Below are 22,439 nucleotides of genomic sequence, written 5' to 3' on the forward strand. Positions count from 1 at the left end.
CGCTATATCCTCGATCATCCGGAAACGGTCGCGGGCAAAAGTGTGCTCGATTTCGCCAGCGGCTCCGGCCTGGTAGCGATTGCCGCCCGGCTCGCCGGCGCCGCCGAGGTGCTGGCCGCGGATATCGATCCCTGGGCCGCGAGCGCCATAGCGCTGAATGCTGCGGAGAACGGGGTGGCGATGCGCTCGACCGCCGCCGACCAGATCGGCAAGGCTGTCGAGGCGGATGTCATTCTTGCCGGCGATGTCTTCTACGACCGCGATTTCGCGGCTGCCTTGATCCCCTGGTTGACGCGGCTTGCGAGCGAGGGAAAGCTGGTTCTGGTCGGCGATCCCGGCCGCAGCTACCTTCCGAAGGACAGGCTCAAGTCGCTGGCGGTCTATCAGGTGCCGGTCACCCGGGCGCTGGAAGACAGCGAGGTGAAGGAAACGACCGTCTGGCGGTTTGGGTAGTTGGTGCGGAGCTTGTGCTGCCGATTTGCTTTATCGCCGGGTGATCAGGCCAATCCCTCCTCGGCGAACGCCTGGATCACGGAGGGGCGCACCTTCATATGCGCGAAGCAGTTGCGCAGGCGAGCCGGCAGTTCGACGCCGCTCCTGGGCGCAACCATCAGAACCCAGAACAAATAGCAGTCGGCAATCGTCATCTCGTCGCTGATCAGGAATTTCCTGTCGCCCATCTGGTCGGCAAGGATGGTGAAGGCTTTCGCAAGCTTTTCGCGGGCACGCACCTTCTCCGGTTCCGGGAAGTCCTTGAAGAAGGGGACATAGTTCGCATGGATTTCGGACGACATGAAGGCGAGTGCCTCCAGCGTCCGCCACCGGGCAATGCCGCCCTCCGGCAGAAGCTTGCCGCTCCGTTCGGCAATATAGTTCAGGATGACCTGGTTTTCCGTCAGGATCGTTCCGTCATCGAGCTCAAGGGTCGGGATGTAGCCCTTCGGGTTGATCGACAAGAAATCTCGGCCGTCCTCGGTCTTCTTTTCACGGTTTATGCTGAGGAGCTTGTAGGCAGTTCCGGTCTCGATGAGGGCGATATGATCGGCCAGGCTGCAGGCCGCAGGGTAGTAGAAAAGGTTCATGGTGGTCTCCTTGCGATAGGCCTGCCTCAGCAATGATTTAGCGAGGAAGGTCTACAATGTTGACCACCGCCATTTATGGGACCAAATAATACCCGTCAAAAGCATATTTTTAGGAGCTGGTCAGATGGATGTGACCACCAAGCCGGCAGGAGCCGACTGCAAAGCTGTCAGCGAGATTCTAAGCCGGGTGGGTGACAAATGGACGATCCAGGTCGTCGTTGCATTGATGTCGGGTTCACGACGTTTCAACGGGATCAAGCGGTATGTCAGCGGTATTTCACAGCAGATGCTGACGCGGACACTCAAGACGCTCGAGCGCGACGGTATGGTCGAACGTACCGTTCACCACAGCACTCCGCCGCAGGTCGAATACACTTTGACGCCGCTCGGGCACTCGCTGGCGGAGACCGCGCATCAGCTTGCCCATTGGGCGGCAGCCCATCAGCTGGAAATCGAAGGCAATCGCCTTCAATATGACGTCCGTACATCGTGAAACGATTTGTGGTGGCTCATGCTGCGATGACGCCGCTGAACTCGTCTCAGCCCCTCAGTTTCCGCCACGGATGACGCAGACGCCGGCTTCGTAGGAGCAGGCGTTTCCGAAGCCCCGCAGACCGCTGTCGACATCGATGATCTTGGCCTTGGGCGCGAGCACCACGCGGCCTTGCTGCGCCCACCAGTAGTCTTCCGAAAAATAGCGCGCAAAATGGACGCCGAAGTCGGGGATCGGGGGAGCCTGCAGCGGTCCGCTGAAAATGCCGAGCCGGCGGACGAAGGATGCCGTGCCGGTATAGAAGACGCGGAAGCTTTCCACGTCCGACGCGCGGTCCTCCCGCTCCGTCCAGCGATTGCTTGCCAGGCGGTAGACGCTGCCGTCGGGATCGCTCCGGCCGTCGCGGGCGTTCGTGGCGGATGCGAGCGACGCAAAAAGGGCCGCGGCGACCAGGACAGGCTTGATGCGATTCGCGATCATGGCGAAACTCCGGAGGATATGATTAACGAAACGTTATCATAAATCGGCTCCTCCCGTCCCGACGGCAACGAAATCTTTCGAAATCCTGGTTAATGTGACAGCCGGGTTTGCACCGCGCCAGCCCCGAGAAAGCCACAATCGATTAAATTGGAAATCCGTTTGAATTGTTCTTGTCGTCCGACATTCGTACGATTAAACCACGCCAATGATGCAATGCACATTTCTTCGGCATCGCGTGCATTGCCGGGCACCCGCTCTTGATACCGCATACGACGCCGCGAGGTTCTGATGGCGAATGTGACAAATAACCGGCCCCTGTCGCCGCATCTTCAAATCTACAAATTTATTCCCACCATGGCGATGTCGATCGTTCACCGCATTACCGGTGCGGCGCTCTACTTCGGCACGCTGCTGGTCGCCGCCTGGCTGATCGCGGCCGCGTCCGGCGAGGAATATTTCAACCAGGTCAACTGGCTGTTCGGCTCGATCATCGGCCAGATCGTCCTGTTCGGTTATACCTGGGCCCTTCTTCACCATCTGCTCGGCGGTCTGCGCCACATCATGTGGGATATCGGCTACGGGTTTGAGAAGGAATTCTCGACCATGCTCGCCAAGGCCAATCTCGTGGCATCCATCGCGCTGACCGTTCTGGTCTGGGCGATCGTGCTCATCGTTCGCTGAGAGGATCGATCATGGATATGCGCACTCCTCTCGGAAAAGTTCGCGGCCTCGGCTCGGCCAAGAGCGGCACGGAGCATTTCTGGCGTGTTCGGACCACGTCGCTCGCCCTCGTCCCGCTTCTCCTCTTCTATGTCGTCTTCCTGATCGCCTATGGCGGCAGGCCTTATGCCGAAGTGGTCGGCGCGCTCGCCAATCCCTTCGTCGCGACGATCAACGGGCTGACCGTCATCGCCAGCATCATCCACATGCGTCTCGGCATGGAAGAGATCATCCAGGACTATATCCATTCCGAAATCACGAAGATCGTTCTTCTGATCCTCAACGCCTTCTTTTCCCTCGCGGTGGGCGGCCTCTGTCTTTTCGCCGTCCTGAAAATCGCATTTGCAGGATAACCCCGTCATGGCATCCGTCACACCCATCGCCCAGAACGGCAAGGCCTATACCTATGTCGACCATTCCTATGACGTGATCGTCGTCGGCGCCGGCGGTGCTGGCCTGCGCGCCACGCTCGGCATGGCCGAACAGGGTTTCAAGACCGCCTGCATCACCAAGGTCTTCCCGACCCGCTCGCACACCGTGGCCGCCCAGGGCGGCATCGCCGCCTCGCTGCAGAACATGACGCCGGATAGCTGGCAGTGGCACCTTTACGACACCGTCAAGGGTTCCGACTGGCTCGGCGACGTCGATGCCATGCAGTACATGGTCATGGAAGCGCCGAAGGCCGTCTACGAACTCGAGCATTACGGCGTGCCTTTCTCCCGTAACGAAGAAGGCAAGATCTACCAGCGCCCGTTCGGCGGCCACATGCAGAACTTTGGCGCCGGCCCTCCGGTGCAGCGCACCTGCGCCGCGGCGGACCGTACCGGCCACGCCATCCTGCACACGCTTTACGGCCAGTCGCTGAAGAACAACGCGGAATTCTTCATCGAATATTTCGCGCTCGACCTGATCATGTCGGATGACGGCCGCTGCACCGGCGTCGTCGCCTGGAACCTCGACGACGGCACCATCCATCGCTTCGCTGCCAAGATGGTGGTGCTGGCGACCGGCGGTTACGGCCGCGCCTATTTCTCGGCGACATCAGCCCATACCTGCACCGGCGACGGCGGCGGCATGGTGGCTCGCGCCGGCCTGCCTCTGCAGGACATGGAATTCGTGCAGTTCCACCCGACCGGCATCTATGGCTCCGGCTGTCTGATCACCGAAGGCGCACGCGGCGAAGGCGGTTACCTCGTCAATTCCGAGGGCGAGCGCTTCATGGAGCGTTACGCGCCGTCGGCGAAGGACCTCGCTTCCCGCGACGTCGTCTCGCGCTGCATGACGCTGGAAATCCGCGAAGGCCGCGGCGTCGGCAAGAACAAGGACCACATCTTCCTGCATCTCGACCATCTCGATCCGGCCGTTCTGCACGAACGTCTGCCGGGCATTTCCGAGAGCGCCAAGATTTTCGCAGGCGTGGATGTGACCCGCGAGCCGATCCCGGTTCTTCCGACCGTCCACTACAACATGGGCGGCATCCCGACCAATTTCTGGGGTGAAGTGCTCAACGCCGACAGCAACAATCCGGAGCGCCTGCTGCCGGGCCTGATGGCCGTCGGCGAAGCGGGCTGCGCCTCGGTTCACGGCGCCAACCGCCTCGGCTCCAACTCGCTGATCGACCTCGTGGTCTTCGGCCGCGCTGCGGCGATCCGCGCCGGCGAGGTGATCAACAAGGCCGAGCCGATCCCGGCGCTCAACATCGCCGCCTGCGACAAGATCATGGAGCGTTTCGACCGCCTGCGGAACGCCAATGGCGGCACGCCGACCGCGGTGCTGCGCGACAAGATGCAGCGCACCATGCAGGACGACGCCGCCGTGTTCCGCACGCAGGAATCGCTGGAATCGGGCTGCAAGCGCATGTCGGCGATCTGGGGCGAGCTGAAGGACATCAAGGTCACCGACCGTTCGATGATCTGGAATTCGGACCTGGTCGAGACGCTGGAACTCGAAAACCTGATGGCGAACGCGATCGCCACGGTGGTCGGCGCGGAAGCCCGCAAGGAAAGCCGCGGCTCCCACGCCCGCGAGGACTACACATCCGGCCCGTTCGGCGGCCGCGACGACGAGAACTGGCGCAAGCACACGCTCGCCTGGGTCAGCGACAACGGCGACGTCAAGCTCGACTATCGCCCGGTTCACACCGAGCTCATCGCCGAAGGCATCGATCCACACAAGATCGAGCCGAAAGCGCGAGTGTACTAGAATGAAAAAAACGGTCTTTCTGTCGGTCGTCGCGATTACTCTAACGGTGGCGTCTTCTGCCCTGACGGCCGATCGCTACAAGTTGCGCGCTCCGGGTAGCACCACGGCGGCCAGTTTCAACGATGTTGGAGTTTGGAATTCGGCCAAGGCGGCCAAAGCCGCGCATAGTTCCCTGGCTGTTGGCAATCAGTTCATGTCCAAGGACCTCGCTTGCATAGTCGATCCGGGCACTCGGGCGGAAGTACTGGAGCGATCTGGAGCAGTGGCTTTCGTCCGCGCGAGCAACGCTCTGTTCGGTGGTTGCAAGGGTTATGTGAAGACAGAATTCCTGTCGGCAAACTAGGATCTTACCATGGTTGAACTCGCTCTTCCCAAGAACTCTCAGATGACCGAAGGCAAGACCTGGCCGAAGCCGGCCGGCGCCAAGAACGTCCGGGAATTCCGCATCTACCGCTGGAACCCGGATGACGGCCAGAACCCGCGCATCGACACCTATTACATCGATGTCGACGATTGCGGCCCGATGGTTCTCGACGGTCTGCTCTACATCAAGAACAATATCGATCCGACGCTGACGCTGCGCCGCTCCTGTCGCGAGGGCATCTGCGGCTCCTGCGCCATGAACATCGACGGCACCAACACGCTCGCCTGCACCAAGGGCATGGACGACGTGAAGGGCACCGTGAAGGTCTATCCGCTGCCGCATATGCCTGTGGTCAAGGACCTGGTTCCGGACCTCACCAACTTCTACGCCCAGCACCGCTCGATCGAGCCCTGGCTGAAGACGGTTTCGCCGCCGCCGGCCAAGGAATGGAAGCAGAGCCACGAAGACCGCCAGAAGCTCGACGGCCTCTACGAGTGCATCCTGTGCGCCTGCTGCTCGACCTCCTGTCCGAGCTACTGGTGGAACGGCGACCGTTATCTCGGCCCGGCCACCCTGCTGCAGGCCTATCGCTGGCTGATCGATAGCCGCGACGAAGCCAAGGGCGAGCGCCTCGACAATCTTGAGGATCCGTTCCGGCTCTATCGCTGCCACACGATCATGAACTGCGCCCAGACCTGCCCCAAGGGCCTGAACCCGGCCAAGGCGATCGCCGAAATCAAGAAGATGATGGTCGAGCGTCGCGTCTGAGGCGTTCTCGACATTTGATGCCTCATCCGGTCCCCGCGTCGGCGGGACCGGATGCATTGCAGCATTCTTCTTGATCAGCCATGCCGAATTGTTCCAATACGACTTGATTAACCAAGGTGGTTTACGATAATTCGGTCTCAATTCAGTGGCATCGGTGGCGGGTCAAGCTGAAAGCAGGAGTTAGATGATGCAGTTCAGATACGTGGCGACGGGACTTGTTCTTGCCTTGGCACTGGCCGGTTGCCAGCGCACATCCTATAGCCCTTATAGCGATCTGCCCGCCCAACCCTCTCAGCCAGCGCCGCTTCAGGCGCAGCCCGTGCCGTCCGTTCAGGGCGGGCAGCTGCCGCCGCCTCCCGGCACTGCCGGTTCCTCCCAGTTCCCGAGCGCGCCCGGCGCAAATCCTGCCATGGCGTCGGCCAATGCAGCACCGCCTGCGACTGCGCTCGACATCAAGAAGGAAGCGATGGTCGGCAATTGGCGTGTGTCCAATTCCGGTTCGTCCTGCGACATGTTCCTGACACTCACCAATCTCGGCGGCGGTTCGCGCGGCGGTACCCGCGGCTGTGCCGGCGAACTGACGGCGATGGGTTCCTGGGACGTGTCGGGCAAGATGGTTCAGTTCAAGAACCGGGCCGGCGACGTGATCGGACGCGTCTACAAGAGCGCCGAGAACCGCTTCGACGGTACGATGAACTCCGGCCAGCCGGTCAGCCTCAGCCGCTAAGCGGTTCCCCGCAGTATCGAGGGCGTCCGGTTGGAACCCATTCCCGAATACACGACGAGCGTCGGCGAGGAGCTGAAGGCTTTGACTGTGTCGGGTGTGCTGACCGCTGACGCAGCCCAGCTGGCGGTTGCCGCCAAGCTCGACCATCTGCTGACCTGCCTTCGCGAGACGGGACCTGCGAAGAAGAAGAGTGCGCTCGGCTGGCTTTTCGCCAAGGGCGGCGGGCGGCCGCGCGAAATCCGCGGGCTTTACGTGCATGGCAGCGTCGGGCGCGGCAAGACCATGCTGATGGACATGTTCTTCAAGAAGGCGCCGACGACAAAGAAGCGCCGGGCGCATTTCCACGAGTTCATGGCGGATGTGCATAATCGCATTCACGACCATCGCCAGAAGCTGAAGCGCGGCGAGACCAAGCAGGCCGATCCGGTGCCGCCGGTCGCTGCCGCTCTCTTTGCGGAAGCCGAGCTTCTCTGCTTCGACGAATTCTCGGTCACCGACATCACCGATGCGATGATCCTGGCGCGGCTGTTCACGGAGCTGTTCGGGCTCGGCTGCGTGCTGGTCGCGACCTCCAACGTGGCCCCCGGCGATCTCTACAGGGACGGGCTGAACCGCGGGCTGTTCCTGCCGTTCATCGCGCTTCTCAACCGCTACGTGGACGTGGTCACCCTCGACTCGCCCAACGACTACCGCATGCAGAAGCAAGCAAGCCTGCCGGTCTACGTGACGCCGCTTGATGCGCGCGCCGACGCCGCGATGGAATCCGCCTGGCACCAGGTGACTGAAGGCAAGAAGGCGGCGCCTGCCGAGATCCCCATGAAGGGCCGCAGCATCCACGTGCCCTCCGCCGTCGGACGGGCGGCGCGCTTCGATTTCAAGGACATCTGCGGCAAGCCGCTTGGGGCGTCGGACTATCTGGCGCTCGCCGATCGCTTCGACGCGATCTTCGTCGAGCGCGTTCCGCAACTCGGGCCGGAGAAGCGCAATGAAACCAAGCGGCTGATCAACCTCGTCGATGCGCTCTACGACCACGCGGTCCGGCTCTATATTTCCGCCGCGACCGCGCCGGAACATATCCTCCTGGAGCGAAAAGGCACAGAAGGCTTCGAGTTCGACCGCACCGTCTCGCGTCTTTTTGAGATGCGCAGCCCGGGCTATCTTGCACTGCACCAGGAAAAGCGCCGCCGACTTTAACGGTTTGGTGACAGAAACTCTTACGTTTACGTAAGAGTTTTAACATCTAACCGATTGAAAAAGTTGGGCCGGAAATAATCGATTGCCATTTCGGGCGGATGGCGGTATGCGGTCTGGCACGTTGGTAGGCGAGCCGTAGTCTGCCATGGATTCGGATCTCGAAAGGAAGCTTTTCGATGGCGCGCAAGAAGATCGCACTTATTGGTTCTGGCATGATCGGTGGAACGCTGGCACATCTCGCCAGCCTGAAGGAATTGGGCGACATCGTCCTCTTCGACATCGCTGACGGCATCCCGCAGGGCAAGGGCCTCGATATCGCCCAGTCCGGCCCGGTCGAGGGCTTCAATGCCAAGCTTTCCGGCGCCAGCGACTATGCGGCTATCGAAGGCGCCGATGTCTGCATCGTCACCGCCGGCGTCGCCCGCAAGCCGGGCATGAGCCGCGACGACCTGCTCGGCATCAACTTGAAGGTCATGGAACAGGTCGGCGCCGGCATCAAGAAATATGCCCCGAACGCCTTCGTGATCTGCATCACCAACCCGCTCGACGCGATGGTCTGGGCTCTTCAGAAGTTCTCGGGCCTGCCGAAGAACATGGTCGTCGGCATGGCCGGCGTGCTCGACAGCGCCCGCTTCCGCCTCTTCCTTTCCGAAGAATTCAACGTTTCCGTCCAGGACGTCACCGCCTTCGTTCTCGGCGGTCATGGCGACACGATGGTGCCGCTCGCCCGTTACTCGACCGTCGGCGGCGTGCCGCTCACCGACCTCGTCAAGATGGGCTGGGTCACCAAGGAACGTCTCGAAGAAATCATCCAGCGCACCCGTGACGGCGGCGCCGAAATCGTCGGCCTGCTGAAGACCGGTTCGGCCTATTACGCGCCGGCCGCCTCGGCGATCGAAATGGCCGAATCCTTCCTCAAGGACAAGAAGCGCGTTCTGCCGGCTGCCGCCTATCTCTCCGGCCAGTACGGCGTGAAGGACATGTATGTCGGCGTTCCGACGATCATCGGCGCCGGTGGTGTCGAGCGCATCATCGAGGTCGAGTTCAACAAGGACGAAGAAGCTGCCTTCCAGAAGTCCGTCGGCGCCGTTGCCGGCCTCTGCGAAGCCTGCATCAACATCGCCCCGGCTCTCAAGTAATTGACGCGCTGAAGTCATCGAAACAGGGACAAACCCATGAACATTCATGAATATCAGGCCAAGGCTCTGCTGAAGGGCTATGGCGCGCCGGTTGCGGAAGGTGTTGCGATCCTCAAGGCTGACGAGGCCGAGGCTGCTGCGAAGTCGCTGCCGGGTCCGCTTTACGTCGTCAAGAGCCAGATCCATGCGGGCGGCCGCGGCAAGGGCAAGTTCAAGGAACTCGGCCCCGACGCCAAGGGCGGCGTTCGCCTGGCCTTCTCGATCGAGGAAGCCAAGGCGCATGCCAAGGAAATGCTCGGCAACACGCTGGTGACCGCGCAGACCGGCGAAGCAGGCAAGCAGGTCAACCGCCTCTATATCGAAGACGGCGCCGACATTGCCCGCGAACTCTATTGCTCGCTGCTGGTGGACCGCTCGGTCGGCCGCGTCGCATTCGTGGTTTCGACCGAAGGCGGCATGGACATCGAAGCCGTTGCCCACGACACGCCTGAAAAGATCCAGACGATCGCCATCGACCCGGAAGCCGGCGTGACGGCTGCGGATATCGCCGCGATCTCCAAGGCTCTGGAACTCGACGGCGCTGCCGGCGAAGATGCCAAGTCGCTCTTCCCGCTGCTCTACAAGGCCTTCAACGAGAAGGACATGGCCCTTCTCGAGATCAATCCGCTGATCGTCATGAAGAACGGCCACCTGCGCGTTCTCGACGCGAAGATGTCGTTCGACGGCAACGCGCTCTTCCGCCACGACGACGTCAAGGCGCTGCGCGACGAGACCGAAGAAGACGCCAAGGAAATCGAAGCCTCCAAGTGGGACCTCGCCTATGTCGCGCTCGACGGCAATATCGGCTGCATGGTCAACGGTGCCGGTCTCGCCATGGCGACGATGGACATCATCAAGCTCTACGGCAAGGAGCCTGCCAACTTCTGCGACGTCGGCGGCGGCGCCGGCAAGGAGAAGGTGGCTGCGGCCTTCAAGATCATCACCGCGGACCCGAAGGTCGAGGGCATCCTCGTCAACATCTTCGGCGGCATCATGCGCTGCGACGTCATCGCCGAAGGCGTTGTCGCTGCGGTTCAGGAAGTCGGCTTGAAGGTTCCGCTGGTGGTGCGCCTCGAAGGCACCAATGTCGAACTCGGCAAGAAAATCCTCAACGAGTCCGGTCTCGCGATCACTGCGGCTGACGATCTTGACGACGCGGCGAAGAAGATCGTCGCGGCGATCGAAGCCTAACCTGGAAGGACCGGAATCAATGTCTATTCTCGTTAACAAAGACACGAAGGTCATCGTCCAGGGCCTGACCGGGAAGACCGGCACCTTCCACACGGAACAGGCGCTCGGCTACTACGGCACCAAGATGGTGGGCGGCGTTCATCCCAAGAAGGGTGGCGAATCGTGGTCGTCCGGCGTCGACGGTACGGCGCTGCCGATCTTCACCTCGGTTGCTGAAGCCAGAGAACGGACCGGCGCCGACGCGACCGTGATCTACGTTCCGCCGGCAGGCGCCGCGGACGCGATCATCGAAGCGATCGAAGCCGAAGTTCCCTTCATCACCTGCATCACCGAAGGCATCCCGGTCATGGACATGGTCCGCGTCAAGGCTCGCCTCGACCGCTCCAAGTCGCGACTGCTCGGCCCCAACTGCCCGGGCATCCTGACCCCGGAAGAATGCAAGATCGGCATCATGCCGGGCTCGATCTTCCGCAAGGGCTCGGTCGGCATCGTTTCCCGCTCGGGCACGCTGACCTATGAAGCCGTGTTCCAGACCTCGAACGAAGGCCTCGGCCAGACCACCGCTGTCGGCATCGGCGGCGACCCGGTCAAGGGCACAGAGTTCATTGACGTGCTGGAAATGTTCCTCGCTGACGAAGCCACGACCTCGATCATCATGATCGGCGAAATCGGCGGTTCGGCGGAAGAAGACGCGGCGCAGTTCCTGAAGGACGAAGCCAAGAAGGGCCGCAGCAAGCCGATGGCCGGCTTCATCGCGGGCCGCACCGCTCCGAAGGGCCGCACGATGGGCCATGCCGGTGCAGTGGTTTCCGGCGGCAAGGGCGACGCAGAATCGAAGATCGCGGCAATGGAATCGGCAGGCATCAAGGTGTCGCCGTCCCCGGCCCGTCTCGGCAAGACCTTGGTTGAAGTCCTCAAGGGCTGACGCCACATAAAGGACACTCGCCGCCTAGATAGATAGGTGGCGATTGATCCGACAAGCTTCGGACAGGCGAAGCGCCACATTGTTTCGCCTGTCCATGTTTTGCGTGTCTCAATTTCTGGAGACGCGTGACCGCCAAGCGCGGTTCGGTACCAAGACGAAGACCAAGAAAATGCGGAGGCCGGAGATATATTTCGGTTCCGATTACGTCAGGAGGCGGGCGCGGCGCCCGCAGATAACCATGGCACGGCAAGAAGCCAACGAGCAGTTCCTCATCACCTCTTTCCTCGACGGACAGAACGCGGCCTATATCGAGCAGCTTCATGCTCGTTACGAGGACGACCCGACATCCGTCGCGCCGGAATGGCAGGCCTTCTTCAAGGCACTCGCCGACAATCCGGACGATGTGAAGGCGGCGGCGAAGGGTGCCTCCTGGCAGCGCAAGAACTGGCCGATCACGGCCAACGGTGAGCTGGTCTCGGCGCTCGACGGCAACTGGCCGATCGTCGAAAAGGCGATCGAAACCAAGGTGAAGGCAAAGGCGGAAGCGACTGCCGCCGCGACCGGCAAGCCGGTCAACGAAACCGATGTGCTGCAGGCGACGCGGGATTCCGTGCGCGCTATCATGATGATCCGCGCCTATCGCATGCGGGGTCACCTGCATGCCAAGCTCGATCCGCTCGGCATTGCCAGCGCGGTCGAGGATTATAACGAGCTTTCGCCGACGGCTTACGGCTTCACGGAAGCGGACTACGACCGCAAGATCTTCATCGACAACGTGCTCGGCCTCGAATACGCGACGCTCCGCGAGATGATCGAGATCCTCGAGCGCACCTATTGCTCGACGCTCGGCGTCGAATTCATGCATATCTCCAATCCGGAAGAGAAATCCTGGATCCAGGAGCGCATCGAGGGTCCCGGCAAGGGCGTCGAATTCACCGCCAACGGCAAGAAGGCGATCCTTCAGAAGCTGGTGGAAGCGGAAGGTTACGAACAGTTCCTGGACGTACGCTTCAAGGGCACCAAGCGCTTCGGCCTTGACGGCGGCGAATCGCTGATCCCGGCGCTCGAACAGATCATCAAGCGCGGCGGCCAGGACGGTCTGGAAGAAGTCATCGTCGGCATGGCCCACCGCGGCCGCCTGAACGTTCTGACCAACGTCATGGGCAAGCCGCACCGCGCAGTGTTCCACGAGTTCAAGGGCGGTTCGTTCAAGCCCGACGAAGTCGAAGGCTCGGGCGACGTGAAGTACCATCTCGGCGCTTCTTCTGACCGCGAATTCGACGGCAACACCGTGCACCTGTCGCTTACGGCCAACCCTTCGCATCTGGAAATCGTCAACCCGGTCGTCATGGGCAAGGCGCGCGCCAAGCAGGACATGCGTGCCAAGGTCTGGGAAGGCGACATCATCCCCCTCAAGGAGCGTTCCAAGGTTCTGCCGCTGCTGTTGCACGGCGATGCGGCCTTCGCCGGCCAGGGCGTTGTGGCTGAAATCCTCGGCCTTTCGGGCCTGCGCGGTCATCGCGTCGCCGGCACGATGCACGTCATCATCAACAACCAGATCGGTTTCACCACCAATCCGGCCTTCTCGCGTTCGTCGCCCTACCCGTCCGACGTCGCCAAGATGATCGAGGCGCCGATCTTCCACGTCAACGGCGACGATCCGGAAGCGGTCGTCTATGCCGCCAAGATCGCGACCGAATACCGGATGAAGTTCCACAAGCCGGTGGTCATCGACATGTTCTGCTACCGCCGCTTCGGCCATAACGAAGGCGACGAGCCGGCGTTCACGCAGCCGAAGATGTACAAGGTCATCCGCGCCCACAAGACGGTCGCGCAGATCTATGCCGACCGCCTGATCGCCGAAGGTCTCCTCACCGACGGCGAGTTCGAGAAGATGAAGGCCGACTGGCGCGCCAATCTCGAAACCGAGTTCGAGGCCGGCCAGAGCTACAAGCCGAACAAGGCCGACTGGCTGGACGGCCAGTGGTCGGGCCTGCGTTCGGCCGACAACGCCGACGAACAGCGCCGCGGTAAGACCGCGATGCCGATGAAGGAACTGCGCGAGATCGGCCGCAAGCTGTCGACTATTCCGGAAGGCTTCAACGCGCACCGCACCATCAAGCGGTTCATGGAAAATCGCGCTCAGATGGTTGAGACCGGCGAAGGCATCGACTGGGCCATGGCGGAAGCCCTGGCATTCGGTTCGCTCGCCGTCGAAGGCACCAAGATCCGCCTGTCGGGCCAGGATTGCGAACGCGGCACGTTCTCGCAGCGCCACTCGGTTCTCTACGATCAGGATACCGAAGAGCGCTACATTCCGCTCGCCAACCTGGCGCCGACCCAGGCCCGTTACGAAGTCATTAACTCGATGCTTTCGGAAGAGGCGGTCCTCGGCTTCGAATACGGCTATTCGCTTGCCCGCCCGAATGCGCTGACCCTCTGGGAAGCCCAGTTCGGCGACTTTGCCAACGGTGCGCAGGTCGTGTTCGACCAGTTCATCTCGTCGGGCGAACGCAAGTGGCTGCGCATGTCCGGCCTCGTCTGCCTGCTGCCGCACGGTTATGAAGGACAGGGTCCGGAACACTCCTCGGCACGCTTGGAGCGCTGGCTGCAGATGTGCGCCGAAGACAACATGCAGGTGGCCAACGTCACGACGCCGGCCAACTATTTCCACATCCTGCGCCGGCAGACGAAGCGCGACTTCCGCAAGCCGCTGATCCTGATGACGCCGAAGTCCCTGCTGCGCCACAAGCGGGCTACCTCGACGCTTGCCGAAATGGCCGGCGAATCCTCGTTCCATCGCCTGCTCTGGGACGATGCGGAGGTCATCAAGGACGGCCCGATCAAGCTGCAGAAGGATGCCAAGATCCGTCGCGTCGTGCTCTGCACCGGCAAGGTCTATTACGACCTTCTCGAGGAGCGCGAAAAGCGCGGCATCGACGACATCTACCTGCTGCGCATCGAACAGCTTTATCCGTTCCCGGCCAAGGCCCTGATCAACGAGCTCTCCCGCTTCCGCAACGCGGAAATGGTCTGGTGCCAGGAAGAGCCGAAGAACATGGGTGCGTGGTCGTTCATCGACCCGTATCTGGAATGGGTTCTGGCGCATATCGATGCGAAGTATCAGCGCGTTCGTTACACGGGCCGGCCGGCAGCGGCTTCGCCTGCGACGGGCCAGATGTCGAAGCATCTCGCACAGCTGGAAGCCTTCCTCGAAGACGCGCTCGGCGGCTGATTCCCAGCCGCTTCTCCACTTTTCACAGACACAACCTGACAAACACGGAAACAGATCATGGCCACCGAAATCCGCGTCCCCACTCTGGGAGAATCCGTCAGCGAGGCAACCGTCGGCACCTGGTTCAAGAAGGTCGGCGATACGGTCAAGGCCGACGAGCCGCTCCTCGAGCTCGAAACGGACAAGGTGACCGTTGAGGTTCCGTCGCCGGCTGCAGGCGTTCTCACCGAAATCGTCGCCGCCAACGGCGAGACCGTCGGCCTCGGCGCCCTGCTCGGCCAGATCGATGCGGCTGCTGCCGGCACCGCGACCGCCGCTCCGGCTGCAAAGCCCGCCGAAGCCGCACCGGCCAAGGCTGCCGAGCCGGCTGCTCCGGCTCCGGTCGCTGCCGCCGCCACCGCCTCTGCTGCCGCCACCTCGATGCCGCCGGCTCCGGCTGCCGCAAAGATCGCTGCCGACAACAACATCTCGACGGCCGATATCGATGGTTCGGGCAAGCGTGGCCAGGTTCTGAAGGGCGACGTGATCGCCGCCGTCGCCAAGGGCATTTCCGCTCCGGCCCAGGCGCCTGCTGCTCCGGCGGCACCGCGTCCGGTTTCCTCGGCCGACGACGCATCCCGCGAAGAGCGCGTGAAGATGACGCGCCTGCGCCAGACGATCGCCCGCCGCCTCAAGGACGCGCAGAACACCGCCGCCATGCTGACCACCTATAACGAGGTGGACATGAAGGCGGTGATGGACCTGCGCAACCGCTACAAGGACGTGTTCGAGAAGAAGCATGGCGTCAAGCTCGGCTTCATGGGCTTCTTCACCAAGGCCGTGACCCACGCGCTGAAGGAACTGCCGGCCGTCAACGCCGAGATCGACGGCACCGACATCATCTACAAGCAGTATTGCCATGTCGGCGTCGCCGTCGGCACCGACAAGGGCCTGGTGGTTCCGGTCGTGCGCAATGCCGACCAGATGTCGATCGCCGAAATCGAGAAGGATATCGGCCGCCTCGGCAAGCTCGCCCGCGACGGCCAGCTCTCCATGGCAGACATGCAGGGCGGCACGTTCACCATCTCCAACGGCGGCGTCTACGGTTCGCTGATGTCCTCGCCGATCCTCAACGCTCCGCAGTCCGGCATTCTCGGCATGCACAAGATCCAGGACCGCCCGGTCGTCGTCGGCGGCCAGATCGTCATCCGCCCGATGATGTATCTCGCGCTCTCCTACGACCACCGCATGGTGGACGGCAAGGAAGCCGTGACCTTCCTCGTGCGCGTCAAGGAAAGCCTCGAGGATCCGGAACGCCTGGTTCTCGATCTCTAAGACGGGAATGGACCCATGGAAACGCTCGGGGTTACCGCAACGCCATACATGACGCTGCTGGCCTTGAGCGTTGTCCTTCTGGTGTTCCACATTCTGCTGCAGGGTACGCTTTCCACCCGCGAACTTGGTAGTGAATGGAACGCCGGCCCGCGGGACCAGGGACTGGCGCCGAGGGGCCGGTTCGCGGGGCGTGCCGAACGCTCCTCGAAGAATTTCCAGGAGACCTATCCGGCGTTCGTCGGCCTGCTGCTCGGCGTTGCCTTTGCGGGTGATGACGCATCCGGCTGGGGGCTGATTGGCGGCTGGATCTGGCTGGTCTCCCGGGTCGTCTATATCCCGCTCTACATGGGCGGCGTGCCCTATATCCGGTCCCTCGTCTGGACGGTGAGCCTGATCGGGCTTCTGGCCATGACCATCGCGCTCTTCCGGTGACGCCATGATCGCATCCTTGAAAACATGGCTTCCGATACTGTGCCTGGTGCCGGGCGTGGCAGCGGCTGCCGAGCGGTGCGCGATAGAGAAGGCGGTGTTCGTCGAGGCGACTGCCGGAACCGTGCTTGCGTTCAAGTCGGTCGGTTCGGACGCTGCGGTGGTCAGCCATCTCTTCACCATCACCGGGGGCAAGCTGAAACTCGACGGCAACGTCATGTATGACGACGAGTCCAAGCGTCCCGGCGGCATGGTGACGAACAACTGCCCGCAGGGCGATGCGACGGGCGCGGAACTCCGGGCCTGCACCGTCTGGACCGGCGTGCCCTATGCCCTTGATGTGGCGACTGGCCATATCGACATATTGGGCGCGGCCGATGCCCAGGCGCCGGACGCGATCCTGATGCCGGGCTTCGGCCCGGCGGTCCGCCATTCGACGCTATGGGGCAAGAGCGGCCTGAAACAGGTCCCCTGGGACCTGTACGAGTTCAAGGAATGCAAGGCATGAGCGAAAACCCTGTTCTCCTGGTGACCGGCGGAAGCCGCGGCATCGGTGCGGCGGTCTCGCTCATGGCCGCCAGCCGTGGCTGGCGCGTAGCGGTGAACTACGCCTCCAATCAGGAGGCTGCAGAAAAGGTGGTTTCGGAAATCGAGGCAGCCGGCGGCGAGGCGATCGCGGTCCAGGCGGATGTCGGCAATGCGGCCGAGATCGTCGCGATGTTTCAGGCGGTCGACCGACATTTCGGGCGGCTGGACGGGCTGGTCAACAATGCCGGGATCGTCGACATGCCGCAGCGCATCGACGAGATGAGCGCGGAACGCATCGAGCGGATGATGCGGATCAATGTCACCGGTTCGATCCTCTGTGCCGGGGAAGCGGTGCGCCGCATGTCGACGAGACATGGCGGCAAGGGTGGCGCAATCGTCAATATCTCGTCGATGGCCGCCAAGCTTGGTTCTCCGGGGCAATATGTCGATTACGCTGCTTCGAAGGCGGCGATCGATACGCTGACCATCGGCCTGGCGCGCGAAGTCGCGATGGAAGGCGTGCGCGTCAACGCGATCCGCCCGGGTATTATCGACACGGATATCCACGCGTCCGGCGGCCTGCCGGACCGGGCGCGCGATATGGCGCCCAGCGTTCCCATGCAACGGCCGGGCAGGGCGGAAGAGGTGGCGGGTGCCGTCCTCTATTTTCTGTCGCCAGCGGCTTCCTACGTAACCGGCGCCATACTCGACGTGAGCGGCGGGCGCTAAGAGATGAAGAGAAGGAAAAAGTACTATGGCATATGATCTCGTCGTCATCGGAAGCGGCCCCGGCGGTTACGTCTGCGCGGTGAAGGCTGCCCAGCTCGGCCTCAAGGTCGCGGTCGTGGAAAAGCGTGCCACCTATGGCGGGACCTGCCTCAACATCGGCTGCATCCCTTCCAAGGCGCTGCTGCACGCTTCCGAAATGTTCGCCCACGCCGCCCATGGCATGGATGCGCTCGGCGTCGAGGTCTCGGCTCCGAAACTCAATCTTGAAAAGATGATGGCCCACAAGGACGCGACCGTTAAGTCGAACGTCGACGGCGTCTCCTTTCTCTTCAAGAAGAACAAGATCGACGGCTTGATCGGCACCGGCAAGATCGTCTCGGCCGGCAAGGTCTCCGTGACCGGCGACGACGGCAAGGTGCAGGAACTGGAAACCAAGAACATCGTCATCGCCACCGGCTCCGACGTTGCCGGCATTCCGGGCGTCAATGTCGAGATCGACGAGAAGGTGATCATCTCGTCGACCGGCGGCATCGCGCTCGAAAAGGTGCCGGCGCACCTGATCGTGGTCGGCGGCGGCGTCATCGGCATGGAGCTCGGTTCGGTCTGGTCGCGCCTCGGTGCCAAGGTGACCGTCGTCGAATATCTCGACAAGCTGCTCGGCGGCATGGACGGCGACGTTTCCAAGCAGTTCCAGCGCATGATGGCGAAGCAGGGCATGGACATCCGTACGGATGCCAAGGTCACCGGTGTCGAAAAGACCGCCAATGGCGCCAAGGTCACCTATGAGCCGGTCAAGGGCGGCGACGCCCAGACGCTCGAAGCCGACGTCGTGCTGATCGCCACCGGCCGCAAGCCCTACACGGCGGGTCTCGGTCTGGAAGAAGCGGGCGTCAAGCTCGACAACCGCGGCCGCGTCGAGATCGACGGCCACTTCAAGACCAATGTCGAAGGCATCTACGCGATCGGCGACGTCGTTCGCGGCCCGATGCTCGCCCACAAGGCGGAAGACGAAGGCGTTGCGATCGCCGAGATCATCGCCGGCCAGCATGGCCATGTGAACTACGACGTCATCCCCGGCGTCGTCTACACCCAGCCGGAAGTGGCCTCCGTCGGCAAGACTGAGGAAGAGCTGAAGGCTGCGGGCATCGCCTACAAGGTCGGCAAGTTCCCGTTCACCGCCAACGGCCGCGCCCGCGCGATGCTGGCGACGGACGGCTTCGTGAAGATCCTCGCCGACAAGGATACCGACCGGGTTCTCGGCGGCCATATCGTCGGTTTCGGCGCCGGCGAAATGATCCACGAGATCGCCGTGCTGATGGAATTCGGCGGTTCGTCGGAAGACCTCGGCCGCACCTGCCATGCCCACCCGACCATGTCGGAAGCGGTCAAGGAAGCCGCGCTCGCGACCTTCTTCAAGCCGATCCATATGTGAGCGCGTCCAGCGCTTCCATGCCGGTACGATCAGAAAGGGTGGGACATTGTCCTGCCCTTTTCACTGTCTGCGCTCCCTATCCCTCGAAGCGACCCGTGGCGTCGCGGTCGCGCTCGTATCGTCTCGCGAGCGGAAACGGCGGCAACCAGGACTCGCGGCGGATGATCCAGCTTTCGTAGGTCGGCGTCAGCTGGTCTGGTGCATCCAGGGATCCGAGGTTGACTTCGATCTCGTCCGCCGTGCGTGCGAAAACCGAGGAACCACAGCGGGGACAGAAAAACCGCCCGGCGTACTCGCGTGTCTCACCATCGACCGTCACCGCATCCTGCGGAAATATCGCGGAAGCGTGGAAAAGCGCTCCATGGTGCTTGCGGCAGTCGAGACAGTGACAGAGGCCGACCCGGTACGGCAGTCCCGACGCCACAAATCGCACGTTGCCGCACAGGCAACCGCCGGTAAATCGATCCATGTTGCATCTCCTCCAAGGTCAAACGGCCGGAATTTTTACACCGATCAGCGCCTTCGGCGCAATTGTCCCCAGCGGACGATAGTGGTCATCGCTACCAGCCGAACACATGGTTTGGAATTACGATTGGTCAATTCCAGGATTAAATCTTGGACAGGCTTGCCGCTTTCGCTTGAGCCTCCGGGAAACGGCCATAGACTGGATTCCATTGTTCCAACGTTCTGAAAAGGCCGAGAAATGGCTCTCTCGTTCACCTTGCCGCAGCGTATCCTGCATTGGCTGATGGCGGCGCTGATCCTCTTCAACCTGCTTTTCACCGATGCGATGGAGACTGCCGCGCGGCTGATGTTCCGCGGCCAGACGCTGACGCCGGAACAGGTGAGTGCGGCCAACATCCACGCCTATGTCGGTATCAGCGTGCTGGTTCTCGGCCTGATCCGGCTCTGTCTGCGGCTGGTGCAAGGCGTGCCGCCGGAGCCGAGGCAAGAGCCGCCGTTTCTGCGGGTGGTGGCGAAGATCAGCCACTGGGCTTTTTACGCGCTTTTTGTCGCCATGCCGCTCGCCGGCATCAGCGCCTGGTTCTTCGCCAACGCGACAGCCGGCTTCGCCCATGCGGGACCGCTGAAACTTTTGATGTGGGCGTTGATCGTCGCCCATATCGGCGGCGCTCTGGTGCATCAGTTCTACTGGAAGACCGATGTGCTGAAGCGGATGACGAGTGGTCGATGAAGGATGGGCGGCGTCAATTGACCGCCGTCACCTTGAAGCCCTTCTTCCGGAAGAGCTCGACAAGGCCTTCCTCGCCCGGCAGGTGAAGGGCGCCAACAGCCATGAAGGCACCGCCCTGATCGAGGATCGGAGCTGCCCGATCGGCCATGACATGGTTGCGCTTGCTGACCACCAGGTTTTCGAAGTCGCCATAACCGGCCTCGTCCTCGGTTCCGTCGGGTGCCACGGCTTTCAGCATCGGCATGGCAAGGCCGATCTCACCGGAAAGATAGACTTCCGTCAGCGTCTCAAAGACATCGTCGACGCGCTTGCCGAGCTTGATGGTTTCGATCAGCGACTTGAGGTGCAGATCGATCGGGATGGCATTCAGCGCCGCCGCCTGCTCTTCGAGCGTTTCCAGGCCCTTGACGGGCTTGCCCTCGGCGGTTGCCTGTTCGGCGATCTTCTTGTCGAGGAAGGCGACGTTCTGGGCCTTGCGGGCAAGCTCGCAGGCCGGCACGGAAACGAGCGCCATCAGCATCCAGGGCCGCATGCGCGAGACGGCCGAGAGCGGCACTCCGCGGGCCTTCAGGCCGGTTTCGAGCAGCACCACATCGTCCTTCGGCAAGAGCGAATCGATCGTGCTGCCGTCCGTCAGCATCATCAGTTCCGGTTTGGCGAGCATCTTGGCCATCGCCTTCTTCTCGTCGATGACCTCGTCGGATTCGATGATGATGGTCTTCGCCTTGGAATGGGCTTCGGCGGCGCCGAGCGGCATTTTCAGAACCCGCGGATCGGACACATGCATGGTGCCGAGCAGATAGGATGGTGCCAGCCCGCCCTTCTCGATCTTCCAGAAAATGCCCTTGCCGTTCGGCACTTTGGCGGCTTCAGTGACGATCTGGTCGTAGAGCGCCGACTTTTCGGCCTTCATCTCTTCGAGAAGGTTCCGGCCGTCGCAGGCGGGCGTTTCCGCCCGTGCCGGGGACAGCGAGCCGAGGACGAGAAGGAGAGAGGCAAGCGCCACGACGTGGGCAGCCGCGATCAGCCACAGCACGAAACCTTGGGCGCGCTTGATCAAAGCGCCGGTGGGGGAGGCAAAGGCGGGAGTCATCATGTCATCCGTCTGAAAGTTGCCGGCATGTTAGCGATGGCGGCTGCACAAGCGCTTAACGCAGTTGGTTAAAACTTCGTTCAGGCAGATTTAGGGGCTAAGCACGGGGGTGGGCGCGGTCGTAAACTTCCAGCAGCCTTGAGGAATCGACGCCGGTATAGACCTGGGTCGTCGAAAGGCTGGCATGGCCGAGCAGTTCCTGGATGGTGCGCAGGTCGCCGCCGCCGGCGAGCAGATGGGTGGCGAAGGAATGCCGCAGCGCATGCGGGGTTGCCGTCTCCGGCAGCCCGAAGGCGCTTCTTAGTTTCTGCATTTCTCGCTGGATGATCGCCGGCTGCAGCGGCCCGCCGCGGGCGCCGCGAAACAGCGGCTTTTCGGCTTCCAGATGGTAGGGGCAAAGTTTCCTGTAGGTGGCGACGGCATCGAACACGGCCTGCAGCAGCGGTACGAGGCGGGTCTTGCCGCCCTTGCCGGTGATCCGCAGGGTTGTCGCGCCCGGCGTCAGATCCGTTGGTCTGAGACCCAGGGCCTCGGAGATGCGCAGGCCGCAGCCGTAGAGCAGCGCCAGCACGGCGGCATCCCGCGCGGCGATCCACGGCTCTTCCTGCAGCTGGGCACCTGTCGTGACGAGGTTGAGCGCCTGACGGTCGGTCAGCGGTTTCGGCAGGGACTTCGGCTGCTTCGGCGCCCGGATGGCGCCGGCGGCTGCAGCGTTCACCAAGCCCTTTCGCTCGAGATAACGAAGAAATGAACGGAGCCCCGCAAGATGCCGGCCGAGCGACCTTGCTCCGGAACCGTCTCGGCGGCGGGCAGCCAGGAAAGCACGCAGGTCGGCCGGGCGCAGGGTGTGGATATCGGAAATTTTCGCCGGACCTGCCAGATGTCGGGTCAGAAACGTCAAAAACTGCCGCGTATCGCGTTCATAGGCATCGAGCGTGTTGTCCGAAAGCCGGCGTTCGTTTGCCAGGCTCTCCAGCCATTCGCGACGTTTTTCCATAAGATCGGGTGCGGCGATAATCAGCAGCTCATTCACTGTCGGCCCCGTTGAATTTGGATTGGTTGCGCCCCAGATTGCTCTGGACGGCGTTACAAAATCCCTAAGACTGCCTTAGTCGTGGGTAACGATGTCATCGTTCGATCATACGGGGCTGCCATACCAA

General features: G+C 62.2%; 24 protein-coding genes. 19 read left to right on the forward strand and 5 right to left on the reverse strand.

Going from position 1 to position 22,439, the window contains the following annotated elements:
* Positions 1-453: methyltransferase (locus C5J24_RS27790; RefSeq protein ID WP_105422607.1), on the forward strand; the 453-nt coding region annotated here is incomplete at its 5' end.
* 44 nt (positions 454-497) lie between these two features.
* On the opposite strand, the gene C5J24_RS27795 is transcribed toward C5J24_RS27790, so the two are convergent.
* Positions 498-1,082 carry a glutathione binding-like protein gene (locus C5J24_RS27795; RefSeq protein ID WP_105422609.1) on the reverse strand — a complete coding sequence of 195 codons (585 nt, stop codon included), beginning with the start codon at positions 1,080-1,082 and terminating at the stop codon, positions 498-500.
* A 124-nt stretch (positions 1,083-1,206) separates the two neighbouring features.
* On the opposite strand from C5J24_RS27795, the gene C5J24_RS27800 reads away from it, so the two are divergent.
* Positions 1,207-1,575 (forward strand): helix-turn-helix domain-containing protein, encoded by a 369-nt coding sequence (locus C5J24_RS27800; RefSeq protein WP_105422611.1) that lies wholly within the window; start codon positions 1,207-1,209, stop codon positions 1,573-1,575.
* Positions 1,576-1,629: 54 nt separating this feature from the next.
* On the opposite strand, the gene C5J24_RS27805 is transcribed toward C5J24_RS27800, so the two are convergent.
* On the reverse strand, positions 1,630-2,055 hold the full coding sequence (locus tag C5J24_RS27805; RefSeq protein ID WP_105422613.1) for a hypothetical protein: 426 nt from the start codon (positions 2,053-2,055) through the stop codon (positions 1,630-1,632).
* 288 nt (positions 2,056-2,343) lie between these two features.
* On the opposite strand from C5J24_RS27805, the gene sdhC reads away from it, so the two are divergent.
* The 16 genes from sdhC (at position 2,344) to lpdA (ending at position 18,991) form a co-directional block, all read left to right on the forward strand.
* Positions 2,344-2,736 (forward strand): succinate dehydrogenase, cytochrome b556 subunit, encoded by a 393-nt coding sequence (gene sdhC / locus C5J24_RS27810; RefSeq protein ID WP_046637443.1) that lies wholly within the window; start codon positions 2,344-2,346, stop codon positions 2,734-2,736.
* Between the two features lie 11 nt (positions 2,737-2,747).
* On the forward strand, positions 2,748-3,128 hold the full coding sequence (gene sdhD / locus C5J24_RS27815) for a succinate dehydrogenase, hydrophobic membrane anchor protein (protein WP_105404581.1): 381 nt from the start codon (positions 2,748-2,750) through the stop codon (positions 3,126-3,128).
* A gap of 7 nt (positions 3,129-3,135) precedes the next feature.
* Positions 3,136-4,977, forward strand: coding sequence for a succinate dehydrogenase flavoprotein subunit (sdhA, locus tag C5J24_RS27820; RefSeq protein WP_105422615.1), 1,842 nt, complete (start codon positions 3,136-3,138; stop codon positions 4,975-4,977).
* 1 nt (position 4,978) lies between these two features.
* Positions 4,979-5,320, forward strand: coding sequence for a succinate dehydrogenase (locus tag C5J24_RS27825; RefSeq protein WP_105422617.1), 342 nt, complete (start codon positions 4,979-4,981; stop codon positions 5,318-5,320).
* A 9-nt stretch (positions 5,321-5,329) separates the two neighbouring features.
* Positions 5,330-6,109 carry a succinate dehydrogenase iron-sulfur subunit gene (locus C5J24_RS27830; protein WP_007757759.1) on the forward strand — a complete coding sequence of 260 codons (780 nt, stop codon included), beginning with the start codon at positions 5,330-5,332 and terminating at the stop codon, positions 6,107-6,109.
* A 187-nt stretch (positions 6,110-6,296) separates the two neighbouring features.
* On the forward strand, positions 6,297-6,836 hold the full coding sequence (locus tag C5J24_RS27835; protein WP_046637470.1) for a protease inhibitor Inh/omp19 family protein: 540 nt from the start codon (positions 6,297-6,299) through the stop codon (positions 6,834-6,836).
* A gap of 30 nt (positions 6,837-6,866) precedes the next feature.
* Entirely contained in the window at positions 6,867-8,030 is a 1,164-nt protein-coding gene (gene zapE, locus C5J24_RS27840; RefSeq protein WP_105422619.1) for a cell division protein ZapE, read from the forward strand.
* Between the two features lie 176 nt (positions 8,031-8,206).
* Entirely contained in the window at positions 8,207-9,169 is a 963-nt protein-coding gene (gene mdh / locus C5J24_RS27845; RefSeq protein ID WP_007757753.1) for a malate dehydrogenase, read from the forward strand.
* A gap of 36 nt (positions 9,170-9,205) precedes the next feature.
* A complete protein-coding gene (gene sucC / locus C5J24_RS27850) occupies positions 9,206-10,399 on the forward strand; it encodes an ADP-forming succinate--CoA ligase subunit beta (protein ID WP_046665079.1) in 1,194 nt (397 codons plus the stop codon).
* A gap of 19 nt (positions 10,400-10,418) precedes the next feature.
* Positions 10,419-11,324: a succinate--CoA ligase subunit alpha gene (gene sucD, locus C5J24_RS27855; RefSeq protein WP_046665078.1), complete on the forward strand. Its 906-nt coding sequence runs from the start codon at positions 10,419-10,421 to the stop codon at positions 11,322-11,324.
* Positions 11,325-11,562: 238 nt separating this feature from the next.
* Positions 11,563-14,559: a 2-oxoglutarate dehydrogenase E1 component gene (locus C5J24_RS27860; protein WP_105422795.1), complete on the forward strand. Its 2,997-nt coding sequence runs from the start codon at positions 11,563-11,565 to the stop codon at positions 14,557-14,559.
* Positions 14,560-14,616: 57 nt separating this feature from the next.
* The gene (gene odhB / locus C5J24_RS27865) at positions 14,617-15,873 is read left to right on the forward strand and encodes a 2-oxoglutarate dehydrogenase complex dihydrolipoyllysine-residue succinyltransferase (RefSeq protein ID WP_105422621.1); all 1,257 of its coding nucleotides are present in this window, start codon (positions 14,617-14,619) and stop codon (positions 15,871-15,873) included.
* Between the two features lie 15 nt (positions 15,874-15,888).
* On the forward strand, positions 15,889-16,305 hold the full coding sequence (locus C5J24_RS27870; RefSeq protein WP_105422623.1) for an MAPEG family protein: 417 nt from the start codon (positions 15,889-15,891) through the stop codon (positions 16,303-16,305).
* 16 nt (positions 16,306-16,321) lie between these two features.
* Complete coding sequence (locus C5J24_RS27875; RefSeq protein WP_245446818.1) at positions 16,322-16,810, forward strand: hypothetical protein; 489 nt, start codon at positions 16,322-16,324, stop codon at positions 16,808-16,810.
* Entirely contained in the window at positions 16,807-17,559 is a 753-nt protein-coding gene (locus C5J24_RS27880; protein ID WP_105422627.1) for an SDR family oxidoreductase, read from the forward strand. Before C5J24_RS27875 ends, C5J24_RS27880 begins: the two co-directional genes overlap by 4 nt.
* Positions 17,560-17,584: 25 nt before the next feature.
* Positions 17,585-18,991: a dihydrolipoyl dehydrogenase gene (lpdA, locus tag C5J24_RS27885; RefSeq protein ID WP_105422629.1), complete on the forward strand. Its 1,407-nt coding sequence runs from the start codon at positions 17,585-17,587 to the stop codon at positions 18,989-18,991.
* 76 nt (positions 18,992-19,067) lie between these two features.
* On the opposite strand, the gene C5J24_RS27890 is transcribed toward lpdA, so the two are convergent.
* On the reverse strand, positions 19,068-19,460 hold the full coding sequence (locus tag C5J24_RS27890) for a GFA family protein (RefSeq protein WP_105422631.1): 393 nt from the start codon (positions 19,458-19,460) through the stop codon (positions 19,068-19,070).
* Positions 19,461-19,694: 234 nt separating this feature from the next.
* Here C5J24_RS27890 and C5J24_RS27895 point away from each other — a divergent pair, with 234 nt between their 5' ends.
* Positions 19,695-20,186, forward strand: a complete 492-nt coding sequence (locus C5J24_RS27895) for a cytochrome b (protein ID WP_105422633.1) — start codon at positions 19,695-19,697, stop codon at positions 20,184-20,186.
* Positions 20,187-20,199: 13 nt separating this feature from the next.
* Here C5J24_RS27895 and C5J24_RS27900 read toward each other — a convergent pair whose 3' ends face one another.
* Positions 20,200-21,279: a TraB/GumN family protein gene (locus tag C5J24_RS27900; protein ID WP_105422635.1), complete on the reverse strand. Its 1,080-nt coding sequence runs from the start codon at positions 21,277-21,279 to the stop codon at positions 20,200-20,202.
* Between the two features lie 97 nt (positions 21,280-21,376).
* Positions 21,377-22,312: a tyrosine recombinase XerC gene (locus C5J24_RS27905; protein ID WP_105422637.1), complete on the reverse strand. Its 936-nt coding sequence runs from the start codon at positions 22,310-22,312 to the stop codon at positions 21,377-21,379.
* Positions 22,313-22,439 lie beyond the last annotated feature (127 nt).

The sequence above is a fragment of the Neorhizobium sp. T25_27 genome (assembly GCF_002968565.1).
Lineage (GTDB): Bacteria > Pseudomonadota > Alphaproteobacteria > Rhizobiales > Rhizobiaceae > Neorhizobium > Neorhizobium tomejilense.

Excerpts from the sequence above, each read along its gene's own strand:
- mdh (WP_007757753.1), top strand. The coding sequence starts at position 8,207 with ATGGCGCGCAAGAAGATCGCACTTATTGGTTCTGGCATGATCGGTGGA.
- sucC (WP_046665079.1), top strand. The coding sequence starts at position 9,206 with ATGAACATTCATGAATATCAGGCCAAGGCTCTGCTGAAGGGCTATGGC.
- C5J24_RS27860 (WP_105422795.1), top strand. The coding sequence starts at position 11,563 with ATGGCACGGCAAGAAGCCAACGAGCAGTTCCTCATCACCTCTTTCCTC.
- C5J24_RS27835 (WP_046637470.1), top strand. The coding sequence starts at position 6,297 with ATGCAGTTCAGATACGTGGCGACGGGACTTGTTCTTGCCTTGGCACTG.
- sucD (WP_046665078.1), top strand. The coding sequence starts at position 10,419 with ATGTCTATTCTCGTTAACAAAGACACGAAGGTCATCGTCCAGGGCCTG.
- C5J24_RS27900 (WP_105422635.1), bottom strand. The coding sequence starts at position 21,279 with ATGACTCCCGCCTTTGCCTCCCCCACCGGCGCTTTGATCAAGCGCGCC.
- C5J24_RS27830 (WP_007757759.1), top strand. The coding sequence starts at position 5,330 with ATGGTTGAACTCGCTCTTCCCAAGAACTCTCAGATGACCGAAGGCAAG.
- C5J24_RS27805 (WP_105422613.1), bottom strand. The coding sequence starts at position 2,055 with ATGATCGCGAATCGCATCAAGCCTGTCCTGGTCGCCGCGGCCCTTTTT.
- C5J24_RS27890 (WP_105422631.1), bottom strand. The coding sequence starts at position 19,460 with ATGGATCGATTTACCGGCGGTTGCCTGTGCGGCAACGTGCGATTTGTG.
- C5J24_RS27795 (WP_105422609.1), bottom strand. The coding sequence starts at position 1,082 with ATGAACCTTTTCTACTACCCTGCGGCCTGCAGCCTGGCCGATCATATC.
- C5J24_RS27880 (WP_105422627.1), top strand. The coding sequence starts at position 16,807 with ATGAGCGAAAACCCTGTTCTCCTGGTGACCGGCGGAAGCCGCGGCATC.
- C5J24_RS27800 (WP_105422611.1), top strand. The coding sequence starts at position 1,207 with ATGGATGTGACCACCAAGCCGGCAGGAGCCGACTGCAAAGCTGTCAGC.
- sdhD (WP_105404581.1), top strand. The coding sequence starts at position 2,748 with ATGGATATGCGCACTCCTCTCGGAAAAGTTCGCGGCCTCGGCTCGGCC.
- C5J24_RS27895 (WP_105422633.1), top strand. The coding sequence starts at position 19,695 with ATGGCTCTCTCGTTCACCTTGCCGCAGCGTATCCTGCATTGGCTGATG.
- sdhA (WP_105422615.1), top strand. The coding sequence starts at position 3,136 with ATGGCATCCGTCACACCCATCGCCCAGAACGGCAAGGCCTATACCTAT.
- odhB (WP_105422621.1), top strand. The coding sequence starts at position 14,617 with ATGGCCACCGAAATCCGCGTCCCCACTCTGGGAGAATCCGTCAGCGAG.
- sdhC (WP_046637443.1), top strand. The coding sequence starts at position 2,344 with ATGGCGAATGTGACAAATAACCGGCCCCTGTCGCCGCATCTTCAAATC.
- C5J24_RS27870 (WP_105422623.1), top strand. The coding sequence starts at position 15,889 with ATGGAAACGCTCGGGGTTACCGCAACGCCATACATGACGCTGCTGGCC.
- C5J24_RS27825 (WP_105422617.1), top strand. The coding sequence starts at position 4,979 with ATGAAAAAAACGGTCTTTCTGTCGGTCGTCGCGATTACTCTAACGGTG.
- lpdA (WP_105422629.1), top strand. The coding sequence starts at position 17,585 with ATGGCATATGATCTCGTCGTCATCGGAAGCGGCCCCGGCGGTTACGTC.